This is a genomic window from Acetobacter sp. KSO5 (assembly GCF_044094635.1).
GTDB lineage: Bacteria > Pseudomonadota > Alphaproteobacteria > Acetobacterales > Acetobacteraceae > Acetobacter > Acetobacter cerevisiae.
On sequence record NZ_CP172014.1, the window covers coordinates 2,451,495 to 2,464,726 of the forward strand.

General features: G+C 57.1%; 8 protein-coding genes. 5 read left to right on the plus strand and 3 right to left on the minus strand.

The features are described 5' to 3' along the window. Positions 1–150: 150 nt before the first annotated feature. The 5 genes from ACHQGU_RS11000 to ACHQGU_RS11020 all read left to right on the plus strand — a co-directional run bounded on the left by ACHQGU_RS11000 (position 151) and on the right by ACHQGU_RS11020 (position 7,779). Positions 151–3,447 carry an efflux RND transporter permease subunit gene (locus tag ACHQGU_RS11000; RefSeq protein WP_395495040.1) on the plus strand — a complete coding sequence of 1,099 codons (3,297 nt, stop codon included), beginning with the start codon at positions 151–153 and terminating at the stop codon, positions 3,445–3,447. Positions 3,448–3,524: 77 nt separating this feature from the next. Next, complete coding sequence (locus ACHQGU_RS11005) at positions 3,525–3,764, plus strand: DUF3297 family protein (protein WP_043550482.1); 240 nt, start codon at positions 3,525–3,527, stop codon at positions 3,762–3,764. A gap of 109 nt (positions 3,765–3,873) precedes the next feature. After that, complete coding sequence (locus ACHQGU_RS11010; RefSeq protein ID WP_062141704.1) at positions 3,874–5,133, plus strand: FAD/NAD(P)-binding oxidoreductase; 1,260 nt, start codon at positions 3,874–3,876, stop codon at positions 5,131–5,133. Between the two features lie 156 nt (positions 5,134–5,289). Continuing rightward, complete coding sequence (locus ACHQGU_RS11015) at positions 5,290–6,765, plus strand: sugar porter family MFS transporter (protein WP_395495041.1); 1,476 nt, start codon at positions 5,290–5,292, stop codon at positions 6,763–6,765. A gap of 3 nt (positions 6,766–6,768) precedes the next feature. Next, a complete protein-coding gene (locus tag ACHQGU_RS11020) occupies positions 6,769–7,779 on the plus strand; it encodes a Gfo/Idh/MocA family protein (RefSeq protein WP_395495042.1) in 1,011 nt (336 codons plus the stop codon). A gap of 50 nt (positions 7,780–7,829) precedes the next feature. On the opposite strand, the gene ACHQGU_RS11025 is transcribed toward ACHQGU_RS11020, so the two are convergent. The 3 genes from ACHQGU_RS11025 to ACHQGU_RS11035 all read right to left on the minus strand — a co-directional run bounded on the left by ACHQGU_RS11025 (position 7,830) and on the right by ACHQGU_RS11035 (position 13,198). Further along, entirely contained in the window at positions 7,830–9,275 is a 1,446-nt protein-coding gene (locus ACHQGU_RS11025) for a Hint domain-containing protein (RefSeq protein WP_395495043.1), read from the minus strand. 205 nt (positions 9,276–9,480) lie between these two features. Then, on the minus strand, positions 9,481–12,075 hold the full coding sequence (locus tag ACHQGU_RS11030; protein WP_395495044.1) for an MMPL family transporter: 2,595 nt from the start codon (positions 12,073–12,075) through the stop codon (positions 9,481–9,483). 112 nt (positions 12,076–12,187) lie between these two features. Further along, entirely contained in the window at positions 12,188–13,198 is a 1,011-nt protein-coding gene (locus tag ACHQGU_RS11035) for a flippase-like domain-containing protein (RefSeq protein WP_062274646.1), read from the minus strand. Positions 13,199–13,232 lie beyond the last annotated feature (34 nt).

The following is a 13,232-nucleotide window of genomic DNA, read 5'->3' on the forward strand; positions in this document are numbered from 1 at the left end:
TTTTCAGGGCGTCAGGCATCACTGGCCGGTTGAAACATACCTAATATCAATCTTTTGGTGCTTCGTTTAACGCCACGCTGGCCATACCCGCCCGCCAGCCTTGATCCTGGGTAAGGAAGACCGCTTTTGTCCATCTGCCGGCTTTTTATCATGCGTCCCGTCGGCACTCTTCTGATGGCCATGGCTTTTGTTCTGGCTGGCATTTTTGCCTATCGCGCCATGCCCGTGGCCGACCTGCCCAACATCTCCGTGCCGGTTATCTATGTTGTGGCATCCCAGCCCGGCAGCTCTCCACAGCAGATGGCAAGCTCGCTCACAACTCCCCTTGAGCGCCATCTGGGCCAGATTGCCGGTCTGACCAGTATGCGGTCCGATTCAACGGACACCAGCGCCTTTATCCTGATGTTTTTTGACAACAGCCGGGACATTAACGGCGCTGCCCGTGACGTAGAAGCCGCCTTGCAGGCCGCTCGCGCAGATATGCCGCACACGCTGCTGATGCCGCCGCAATATTACAAGGCCAACCCGTCTGACAGCCCGATCATGCTGGCGACAATGACCTCCCCCACCCGCTCCCCCACGGCGCTGCGGGATCTGGCGGAAACACGCCTGAAGCCCCTGCTGGCAGGGGTAAAAGGCGTTGGCTGGGTGGAAATGGTCGGGGCGTCCAAACCCGCCGTGCGCGTGGAGATGAACCCGATGATGCTGTATAAATACGGCATCGGGTTTGAAGACGTACGCTCCGCACTCGCCTCGGCCAACGCCAACACTCCCAAAGGCTTTCTGGACTCCGGCGGCCAGCGCCTGACACTGGAAACAAACGATCAGGCCCGCACGGCAAACGAATATCGGGACCTTGTCATCGGCTACCGCAATGGCCGCCCCGTGCGCCTGACTGACGTGGCCATTGTGCGCGACGGCCCGCAGGATGAGCGCAAGGCTGCGTGGTATAATGAGAAGCCCGCTATTATCACCATCATCCGCCCGCAGCCCGGTGCGAATGTTATTGAAGTGACAGATGCCATCCGCGCCCGCGCCGATATTCTGGCCAATGCCCTGCCTGCGGATGTGGAGTTCAAACTGGTCTCGGACCGCTCCGTGTCCATCCGCGGCGCGCTGGAAGATACGCAATATACACTGGTCATTTCCGTTGTGCTGGTCGTTCTGGTCGTGCTGGCGTTTCTGCGCAGCTGGCGGTCCACGCTCATTCCGGCCATTACTGTGCCCATCTCACTGGCTGGTTCTCTGGGTGTCATGCACCTGATGGGCTTCTCACTCGATACCTTGTCCCTCATGGCGCTGACCATTGCCACCGGCTTTGTGGTGGATGACGCCATTGTGGTGGTGGAAAATATTGCCCGCCACATGGAAGCGGGCATGGACCGGATGGAAGCCACGTTGCTGGGGTCGCGCGAGATTGCGTTTACCATTCTCTCCATCACCATTTCCCTGATTGCGGTCTTTCTGCCGCTCCTGCTGCTGGGCGGCATTCCGGGCAAGATCTTCTTTGAATTTGCGATGACGCTGACCACAGCGGTCTCCGTCTCGTTCTTTCTGTCCATCTCGCTTACGCCCATGATGTGTGCCTACATGCTGGAGATCCATCATGAGCCGGACCCGAATGCGCCCCTCCCAAAAAAGGGCGTGTTCACGCAGGCCGCTCATCTGCTGGCAGATGGCACGGACAAGGGACTGGAATGGCTGGTGCGTGGGTATGAACGCTCACTGAACTGGGCACTGCGTCACCCCTGGCTGATTTTCTGCTCCCTGCCTGCCAGCTTTTTTGCGACCATCGGCATCCTGATTGTCATGTCCAAAACCGTGCTGCCTGCGGAAGATATTTCCCTACTGGAAAGCTATCTGAGCTCCGACCAGACCAGCTCCTTCGCTGCCATGTCCGGCAAGACGAAGGAGGTCATCAAAGCCATGATGGTGGACCATGATGTCAGCGATGTTCTGGGCTTTGCCGGGGAAGATGCCGCTAATGAATCTCAGGTCTTCGCCCAGCTGACAGACAAATCTGCCCGCAGCTCCACCCCGGAGCAGATTGCGGCCCGTGTGCGGGAACGCGTGAAAAACATTCCGGGCATGACCGCCAGCATTTCCAATGCCGGGGACATCAACGGCGGCGGCGGACGCCAGCACGAGGGCACCTATCAATATATTTTTCAGAGTGACAACGCGGAAGACATTTACACGTGGGTGCCGCGCATTACGGAAGCCCTGCGCAAAAGCAAGGTCATTGTTGGCGTAACCAGTCATCTGTCCGGCAATGGCACGGCCATGCATGTGCGCATCCAGCGTGATACGGCGGCGCGTTATCTCGTCACGCCGCAGCTGATTGGTAATGCGTTGTATGATGCCTACGGGCAGCGCACCGCCTCCGCCATCTCCACGCCGCTCACCACCTATTACGTGGTGATGGAAGTGGAAAAGCAGTTCCGGGAAAATCCGGACATGCTCAAAACCCTCTGGGTTTCCACCGCGGGCGGCACGGCAGCGGGGGCCACAGCATCCAATACGGTGCGTGTGGTCAAACCTTCAGACGCCACGGAATCCAAAGAGGCCTCCCTCAGCCAGCAATCCTTCCGCAACGCCATTGCCAACCGTCTGGCGGGCGGCGGTGCAGGTGCTTCCAACGGCTCTGCCGTCTCTTCCTCCTCCGAAACCATGGTGCCGCTCCCCACGGTGGCGACGCTGGAAACAGCTCCAACCCCGCTTCAGGTCAGCCATGAGAACGGGTTCATTTCCGGGTCAATCGCGTTCGACCTCGCCCCCGGGAAATCTCTGGGCGACGCCACGACCGAAATTCAGCACGCCATGCTCAGCCTGCACACCCCCCAGAGTCTGCGTGGCGATTTCTCCGGTCAGGCCGGGGATATGCAGAAAGACCTGATTAATGAGCTGCTGGTGTTCATCGCCGCGATCCTGACGATGTATGTCACGCTCGGCATTCTGTATGAGAGCTACATCCAACCGTTGACCATTCTTTCCACCCTACCTTCCGCTGCCGTGGGTGCGGTGCTGACGCTCTGGATCTGTCAGGAACCGTTCTCTCTCATCGCCATGATCAGCGTGATTCTGTTGATTGGCATTGTGAAGAAAAACGCCATCCTGATGATCGACTTCGCCCTGCATGTGGAGCGGGAACAGAACCTGGCCCCGGAAGAGGCCATCCGCACCGCCTGCCTGACGCGCTTCCGCCCGATCCTGATGACCACGCTGGCTGCTGCCTTCGGCGCGGTCCCGCTGGTCTTCGGCCATGGCTATGGTTCGGAACTGCGCCGCCCGCTGGGCATTGCCGTAATTGGCGGGCTGGCTACCAGCCAGTTGCTCACCCTGTATTCCACCCCGGTGATCTATCTGTTCATGCACCGGCTGGGCCGCTGGGTGCAGCGGAAAGGCGCGGCACTTGGGGCCAGATTGCGCTTTACGCGGGCCGCCTGAGAGGGCGATAGGCATTCCGGCCAAAACTCGCTAAGAAAACAGCGTTTAAGACCCTTATCTGCAAGGAATGGTTCATCATGACCGATACCACCGTCCCCGATCGCCTGTCCGTTAATCCGGCCAGCCCGTATTTTAATGAAGCCCTGCTGGAACGCGGCGTTGGCATTCGCTTTAAGGGCGTAGAGAAAACCAACGTGGAAGAATACTGCATCAGCGAAGGCTGGGTCCGCGTGGCTGTTGGCAAAACTGTTGACCGCAATGGCAACCCGCTGACCATGAAGCTGCAGGGCCCGGTGGAGGCATGGATTAAAGACTAACCTGCGTTACAAACATGCCTCCCCAATAATTAATGACTTTATTAAATTATTGATGTTTGGGATACTGCACTCATCAATCGGATGTGAACACGTCTCAGGGAGAGCATGAATGGCCCAGTCTGAAACCGGGAAAACCCCGGATCTCCGCTACACAGTTGTCATCGTAGGGGGTGGTGCTGCCGGTATCGCAGTGGCCGCCCGCCTGCTGCATGAGCGGCCGACACTGGATGTCGCCGTGATTGACCCCTCCACCACCCACGCCTACCAGCCCGGCTGGACACTGGTGGGTGCCGGGGTCATGACGCTGAAAAGCACGCTGAAGCAGGAAGGCGGGCTGATCCCCAATGGCTGCACATGGCTGCGGGCTGCCGTAGACTCCTTCCAGCCAGACGAAAAGCAGGTCACGCTGACCGATGGCCGGACGGTGGCTTATAATCGTCTGGTCGTCTGCCCCGGCCTCCAGCTGGACTGGGACAAGATTGAAGGTCTGCCCGAAACACTGGGCCGCAATGGCGTGTGCAGCAACTATTCCAAGGACACGGTGGAATATACCTGGACGTGCATCCAGTCCCTCTCCGGTGGCACGGCCCTGTTCACGCAGCCGCCCATGCCCATCAAATGCGCCGGGGCTCCCCAGAAAATTGCCTATCTGGCTGCTGACTACTGGCGCAAGGAAGGCACGCTGAACCGCACCAACGTGGAATTCTGCCTTGCGGGGGATGCGCTGTTTGGCGTGGCCTATTATCGCCCTGCCCTGCAACAGGCTGTGGATTATTACGGCATCAACCTGCAGTACAAGCACACTCTGATTGCTGTGAACGGCCCGGAACGCAAAGCAACTTTTGCCGTGACCGGCCCGGACGGTAAAACGGAAAATGTGGTCAAAGATTTTGACATGCTGCATGTCACGCCGCCGCAGAGCGCGCCTGACTTTATCAAAAAAAGCCCGCTGGCCAATGCAGGCGGCTGGGTCGATGTGGACCCCTCCACCCTGCGCCACACGAAGTATGACACCATCTTCGGACTGGGCGATGTAATCGGCACCTCCAACGCCAAGACCATGGCCGCTGCCCGTGCCCAGACACCGGTTGTGACGGCAAACCTGCTGGCCTCTCTGGATGGCAAGCCGTTCAGCGGGATTTATGATGGCTATGGTGCCTGCCCGCTGACGGTAGGGTATGGCAAAATTGTTCTGGCTGAATTCCTGTATGGCGGCAAACCCGCCCCCAGCTTCCCTTACGACCAGCGCAAGCCGAGCCGTTTCGCATGGTTCCTGAAAACCACCGTTTTCCCGCGCGTGTATTGGGACATGATGCTCAAAGGGCGGGACATCAGTGTGCCGCATCACCCGGAATGGATTAAGCCCTGAAATCTGGCTTAATCAGGCTTTTAAAACCCTCGCTTAACAGCGGGGGTTTTTTATTGCCTTTTCAGAACACCAGATCCGCACGCCGTTTTTATCGGAACTCATACCGTAACGAACCGTTCGTTGTTGTAAGAGAAACAATAAGAAAGGGCGTTATTCGTGAAAACCGCTGCACCAGAGCTCGCCTCTCAGGTTGACCCGGAAAGCCTGCGGCAGGGCAGACAGAACGCCTTTCTTTTTGCCGGCGCCGCGGGTCTTGCCGGGCTGATGTTTGGGCTTGATACCGGCGTGATTGCCGGAGCCCTGAAATTCATGGGGGCTGACCTCCATGCAGGTGACCGTGCGCAGGAATGGATTGTTTCCTCCCTGATGCTGGGGGCCGCTGCCGGGTCCCTGCTGGCTATCCCGGTTTCAAAACATCGGGGTCGCCGGGGGGCCATGTTTTATGCGGGCCTGCTCTTTCTGATTGGTACCGGTCTCTGCGCACTGGCTCCGTCCATTCCGGTCATGATTGCCGGACGTATTTTTCTGGGTGTTGGCGTGGGGTTTGCCTCATTTTCCGCCCCCCTTTATATTGCAGAAATTACTGAAAAAAGCCGTCGTGGTAAGATGATTTCCATCTACCAGCTCGTTATTACCGGCGGCATGTTGCTGGCTCTTTTATCAGACAGTCTGCTGTCCTACGGCGGCCACTGGCGCTGGATGCTCGGTATTCTGGCGGTACCAACCATCTTTTTCATTCTTGCAACAACACAGGTACCTTACTCCCCCCGCTGGCTGGCCATGCAGGGCCGCAAGCATGAAGCACATGGTGTTTTGCAAAAAGTACGCGGCTCTACGCAACAGGCCACGGAAGAACTAAACCGGATTGAACAGAATCTTAAAAAAACCAGCGGTAGTGGGCTGGCTTTGTTAAAATCCTCTCCCGGTTTCAGAAAAACCTTCACGCTGGGCATTCTGTTGCAGATGTTCCAGCAACTGGCAGGCATTAATATCCTGCTCTATTACGCCCCGCATATTCTGGAGCATCTGCATTTCTCCGCGCAGGCGGCCGTCTGGTGCACCACGCTTCTCGGGCTGGCCAACATGGTGGCAACCGGCATCGCTATCCTGCTGATTGACCGCTGGGGCCGTCGCCCGCTGCTGCTGACAAGCACCATTATCTCCACCATCAGCCTGACGCTGTTCGGGTTCCTGCTCTATTCCCATATGAGCGGCGGCTTTGCCAGCGCGGCCGTTGTCGCCCTTCTGGTCATTTTCACGCTGGGTTTTGCAACGGGTGAAGGCCCTATCCCCTGGACCATGTGCACGGAAATCCAGCCGCTTCAGGGCCGCGGGCTGGCCATTGCCTGCTCCACCTTTGCCAACTGGATTACAAACTGGCTGATCAGCAATGTCTTTTTGTCCGTTATGAGTGTCATCGGTGATTTTGGAATCTTCTGGTCACTGGCTGGCTTTAACGCCATATTTTTTCTGATCGGGTATTTTCTGGTGCCTGAAACCAAAGGTTGCTCTCTGGAAGAAATTGAACAGCGCGTGAAGGCTAACCTCCCGTTGCGCGAAATTGGCCAGCCCCTGTCTTCATCCTCCTCCACCACGCAACAGACGGTGCCTATGGGCATGCAGAAAGGGTAACCCATGAGCGTTCGTCTTGGTTTTATCGGCACTGGGGATCTGGGTGCTGACCATGTCCGGCGGTGTGCAAACATCATGTCCGGTGCAACAGTTTCCGCCCTTTATAATCGCACACAGTCCCGCGCAGAGAAGGTCGCCCGACAGTTCGCGCCGCAAGCGCGGGTGACGGCCACACCGGAAGAGCTGATTGAAAGCCCGCAGGTGGATGCGGTGGTGATTTCCTCCGCCAGCCAGACACATGAGGAACTTGTTCTCAAAGCCATTCAGGCTGGAAAATATGTGCTCTGTGAAAAACCTCTCGCCACCACGGCAGAAGGATGTGAGCGCATTCTGAAGGCGGAAAGTGCCATCGGAAAGCGACTGGTTCAGGTTGGATTCATGCGTGTGTATGACGAAGGCTATCTGAACCTGAAGTCTCTGGTCGACCAAAAAGCGATCGGCCCCCTTCTGATGGCCCATGCGGCGCACCGCAACCCAACCTCCGGCCCGCACTACACGCGTGAGATGCTGATCAGTGAAACGCTCATCCATGACGTGAATACGTTCCACTGGCTATTGGGCGAAAGCTTTACGGCAGCACAGGTTCTCTACCCGCGCTCCACCTCCAAAGCGGATGCCGCCCTGCAGGACCCCCAGCTTGTGATTCTGGAAACAGAAAGTGGTGTGCTTATTGATGTGGAAGTGTTTGTAAACTGCCAGTTTGGGTACGACGTGCAGTGCGCGCTGATTGGAGAGAGCGGAGAAATCCGCCTCCCCGAACCCGCAAGCGCGACCGTGCGGCGGAACTGCCAGAACCACACAGCCATTACTATGGGGTGCCAGGAACGGTTCGAGATTGCCTATGACCGCGAACTCCAGGCATTTGTGGATGGCGTTGCCGCAGGCAAACTCACTGGCCCGGATAGCTGGGCAGGCTACGTCGCCTCCGCCACAGCCGATGCCTGTATCCGGGCGCAAAAAAGCGGACAACGGGAAGACATCAGACTTATCCCACAGCCTGAGCTTTATCAGTAATCCAGCGGGGTACGTCCTGCCAACAGCGACCCCCCGTTTTCTGCCTGATATTACGCCTGTTTGTGGCAAGTTGCTTTGCTACTCCCTGCAAGCCTGTAAGGCCCCTGCTGTGCAAGAGTGAGTGTTAATTGAGCAAGGCCTTCAGACTGTCTCTGACCAAGACTCAGGACAGCATCGCCGGTTGTCCAGCGCATACCGCCTCCTTCGGGGGCGTGCCAGCCAGAAAGTGAAGCATCTGTGAGATGATCAGTTAATCTTGTGGTGTGCCCTTGCTCCACCAGCCGGATGTCTCCGACGGCAACACCCAGCATACGACGGTCATCCACAAACGGCCCGAAAACATCACAGGGGCGGCTTCTATTGGAAACAATCCTGACAGAATCAACCCCACCCGGAAGCATGAAGGTCACCTCATCCTCATGACGTCTGGTGGGGCGCAGGATCCCCCCTTCCGCCGTTACCAGATGCATATCTGAGTGATAAATCAGGTCTGGTTTTTCAACTTTCAGTGCAAATCCTCTAATTTTTGCACGGACCTCAATCTGACGAAAAATCGGCTCCACAAAATCACGCTTTACTCCTAATGGAGCCGCCGCGTGCCGGGCCCAGCTTTTGGGCTTCCCTCCAAGAAGGAAAACTTTACCATCCTGCCGGAAAGAACGCCTATTTCCTGTATCAAGATAGCTTTCAGTCAGCACACCATCTGCCATAATGACGGAATGTGCTTCTGTCTCAATATGATAATAGGTGTAGTCCGTCACTGAACGATCATAAAAAATCGAACGACCATTAACGAGCATCCGGACCGGGATAAAGTGGCCGTTTAAAAACAGACAATGTTCCGCCGTAATCAGCATATCTTTATTGGGAACACCCTCCGCCAAAGCACCTTTAAGAAGCCGCACCGGATATCCTGCTTCATCATCAGCAAGATCCGGACGTATGATGGACTGTTTTTTACCAATCCAGACAATGGCACGCGGCGTCTTCGGTCCCTGCTGGTACGTCAGAACTTTCTGCCCAACAGTCAGATCCTGCACCGGGCAAGCCCCGGACACAGTCTCGATCATGCTGTCTGCCAGAAAACAGACAGGGAGATACACGTCATTTCTCTGGCTGCTCAGGATATTGGTCATATCCACAGCCTCGTCGTCAGGGAGGTTAAAAATGTTCTCCGAATACTGGAAAGTAAAAATTTTTTGGTATGGGCTGCCATTCAGGAAGGAGAGAAACGTGCTTTTGGTCGCCGAAGAATAAGCACCCTGAACCGTCTGATACAGATTTTCGGGAATAACGATATTCCCCAGTCCTCCAGAAGCATCGACCACTTTAATAAGAGCCTGCCCCTGCCCGCTCGTCATATCAACGTTTGTAACGTTTAGGGTACCCCCATCATTTTGAAAGGTGACGGTATACATCGCCTCTTCATCAGGCTGGTCAGGAAACGTAATAGTACAATCCTGCGGAATTCCATTTTCAACGGTGACATCTTCCATAGCAGGCTCCACAATAAGACACGTTACAACAAGACTAAATATGTTCCTTTTTGTAACCTGGCAGGTCAGGAACTCACTATGGATGCTGGTATCTTCCGTCTTTATTCAATAATATTGAATACTCCCCTGAAATTTTCTTTCAGACCATAAAAAAAGCCGCCCCCAGAATGGAGGCGGCTTTTTTTTATGCAATGGCCTGACGTTCTCAGGCTTCGTCCGTTGGACGCTTTGGCAGCAGAGCAGGAACAAACACCAGCGTCGCCAGAAGCGTGCAGCCCAGCGAGAGCAGCAGCAGGCGGCCCATGCTGGCCGTGCCAGGGTGATGCGAGAGCGCCAGAGAGCCAAAGGCTGTGCCGGTTGTCAAAGCCGAGAAAAGAACGGCACGAGCGGTAGGAGACGCCAGCGGGAATTTCACCCCGTCCCGCCAGTTCATGACGAAATAGATGTTGAAAGAGACGCCAACCCCCAGCAGCAGCGGCAGGGCGATAATGTTGGCGAAGTTCAGTGTTTCCGGCAGCAGCACCACCAGAATGACCGTCATCAGGGCAGACAGCATCAGCGGAGCCAGAACCAGCAGCATATCCTTCACCCGGCGCAGGGCGAGGAAAAGGATGAGCGCAATCATGATGATGGCCGCAGCCGCAGCCTGTTCAAACGCACGCACAATGGAGCGAGCACTTTCCACAATATCAACAGCCGTGCCGGCAATTTCCGGCTCGACCTTTTGCAGAGCTGTCACAAATTTCCGCAGAGCCCCGCTGCTGGACATCACGCCCGTGGGATGCACTTCCACAAGTGCCCGGCCATCTGGCAGCAGATAGTCATTGGCGATGGACGGCGGCACGTCTTTCAGAGTCACAGGCGTAGCCTGCAACATGGTGCGCAGCTGGTCGAGCTGGAGCGGCAGGAACCGTACCAGAGCGTTATTGGCGGCCAGAACCTGCGCATCCGGTGCGGTAGAGAGTTTGGCCAGGGCGGCCTGAATGCGCCGCAACGGGTCCTGCGCAGAGAGTTTGTCCAGCACGCCGCCCAATGCCGTCGCCGTTGCTGCGGCAGAAGCCCGCAGTTCATCCGCGCTCGGAGCAGGTTTGGGGTTCGGCACAATCAGGGTTGGCAGCAAAATGGAGCTGGCATCCTGAATCAGCGCCAGCTTCTCATCCTGTTTGGTCGGCACAAAAGAGCCCAGCCACAGCACATCATGCACCTGCGGCACGCTGGAAAGCCGGTCAGCCTGCTTCTGCGCGTCATCCAGAGACTTCACCAGCAGTTCCGCGCTGTAGGGTGAAGACTGCGGATTGCTCATCAGCAGATGCAGGGCGCGCATCCCTTCAGAGTTCGGGTTTTTGGTGTGCAGCGGGTCCCCGTCAAACTGGAGTTTGGGCACCAGCGCGATACCCACCACAGCCACGACACCAAACACCCCCAGCAGCAGCGTGCGATGATGGCGGATTTTGACATCAACCGGCTTCATGAAGCTGTAGCCCATGTCCGGGCAGTCAAGCTTGGGGTGGAAAATTTTCAGCAGCGCAGGCAGCAGGCTTGTGGTGGAAACAAACGCTACCAGCATGCCGATCCCGGCAATCAGCCCCAGCTGCGCAACACCCAGAAAGGCCGTGGGGGTGAAAGCCAGAAAGCCCGCAGACGTGGCCAGAGCTGCCACCAGAATCTGGTGCCCGGTTTCTTCACCCGTCTCACGCAGTGCTTCCAGAATACCGGCATTGCCTGAATCGGCATGCTGAGCCCGGAAGCGGACTGAAAACTGGATGGCGAAATCCACCGCAATGCCAACAAACAAAATGGCAAAGGCCACGGAAATCAGATTAAGCGTGCCCACTGCTACGGCCGCAAAGCCGGTTGTGAGCAGAAGCCCCACAACCAGTGTCACCACAATCGGCAACACCACGCGCCATGAGCGCACAGCAAGGGTCAGCCAAAGAGTAACGAGTACCAGAGAGCCGAGCAGACCGCTGACCATGCCTTCAGCCACGGTCGCAAACTCTTCATCATCCAGCTTCACCTGCCCGGTCATATGCACTTTGACCTGGCCGCTTTTGACAAATTCGAGGGATTTGATGGCCTGCACCATGGCGTCAGACGCCGCACCACCCGGCTGGAAAGAGCCATAATCCAGCTTCGGCTTGGTGATGACGAACTGATACCGCCCCGCCAGATCAGACAACTGGCCGCCCAGAAGCTGCTGCCATGAGAGCGGTTGAGGCTGGCCTGCCGCGGCCTTTTCAAGATTATCAGCAAACCCGGCCAGCGGGGTCTGGAAGCTTTTCAGGCCGTCCGCCTGCCCCTGTTTGATCCCCTCGGAAATCAGGGACATCGCGCCAAACAGGCCACGGGCAGACGGGTCCTGCGCCAGTGCGGACAGAAACGGCTGAGCCGTAATGGTGTCATTCAGCACTTGTGAGAGCGGCTGCGGCTCCAGAAACATCAAGCCATTGCGGATCAGATACGGGTTGGCATCCGGCCTCTCGGCAAAATTGAAGTGCGTATGGTCTGCGGAGAGCTTTTCAGCCAGTTCCCGGGCCGTCTCCCGCCCCTCTTCCGGCAGGTCGGCTTCAATCACCGCAACCAGCAGGTTTTCCTTCTGCGGGAACAGACGGCCCATCTCATCCGAGCGCTGCTTCCACTCCAGACGGTCGGACAGCATTTTGCTGGTGTCTGTGGTCACGCCAAGGCAGGTCATGCCCGCATAAACCGCCCCGCAGGACAGCAGCAGGAACAAGGCCACCACCGCATAGGCATGACGAGCACAGAATGTAATGAAGCGACCTATGGGGGCAGAGAGCATGACTGACGATCAGATCCTGAAAAGTTCACGGCACAAGGCCCAAAGCTGCTTTCGTTTGGACCAACCCACTGGCCCGATGCAAGGGAGGATATGCAGATCACGCCTGAGGGGCCTACAGACCAGAGCGGGAAAGCGGATTTTTGCACCCGTTCTGAGACCGTGCATCCCACCGGTGTTCCAGCCATTGCCAGACCAGCAGAGACGGCACACCCCATGCAATTTCCCGCACACGTTTGATGAGAGACAGCGCAATGGCCAAAGCCGGACTAATGCCAAACAGGCTGCCTATCAGCAGATAACCGCCCTCTGAAACACCCAGCGCGCCCGGCACGGCAAACCCGACAGACTTGGCGGCCTCGCCCACGCCTTCAATAACAAAGCCGACCGAGAGCGAGCAGTCATGCCCCATGAAATGCAAAATGAGGCAGACTTCCACCGCCCCCAGCGCCCAGGCCACAAACTGGAGCCACAGGGCCATAACCGCGTTCCGCTTGACCTTGTACAAGCCCAGGACGGCCTGATGCAGTCCTCGGATGCCATCCACGCCACTCCAGCCCAGATGCCCGGCAATTTTAACCAGCAGCACTTCCACAAAGGCCACCGCCCCCAGCCACTGGCTGATAAACAGCGCAAGACCAACAGCGAGCGCAATCAGCGCGCTTTCCAGCAATTCATCAGTAATAGGGGAGCGTTTGACCAGAAACAGCAGAAGGCCCAGCCCCATGAAGGTAAACAGGACCTGACTGAGCAGTTCGAGCGTGAGATCACAAATGGTTGCGGCGGCAGCGTGTTTGGTACCTAAGCCACGGCGCGCCAGCAGGCGGCTGGACCAGACCTCGCCCCCCACCTGTGCCACGGGGAGCAGGTTATTGATGCCCTCCCGCACACAGCGCAGCAGAAAATAGTCACGCCAAGGCAAAGAGGGGGAAAGACTGTTGCCTGCAATCGTCCGCCAGGCCTGAGCGGAGAGTGCGACCTGCACGGCATGGAACAGTGTGGCGGCCAGAATGCCCCAGCCACCCGTCATGATAAGCGAAAGAATGGAGCGCGCGCCGAACTGCATCAGCATCCACACAGTCAGCCCCAGACCTAAAAGACCCGCGATGACGGTAACCCGCTTCATTCTTCCCCCTGTGTTAGAGGGCCGCTGACTCCGT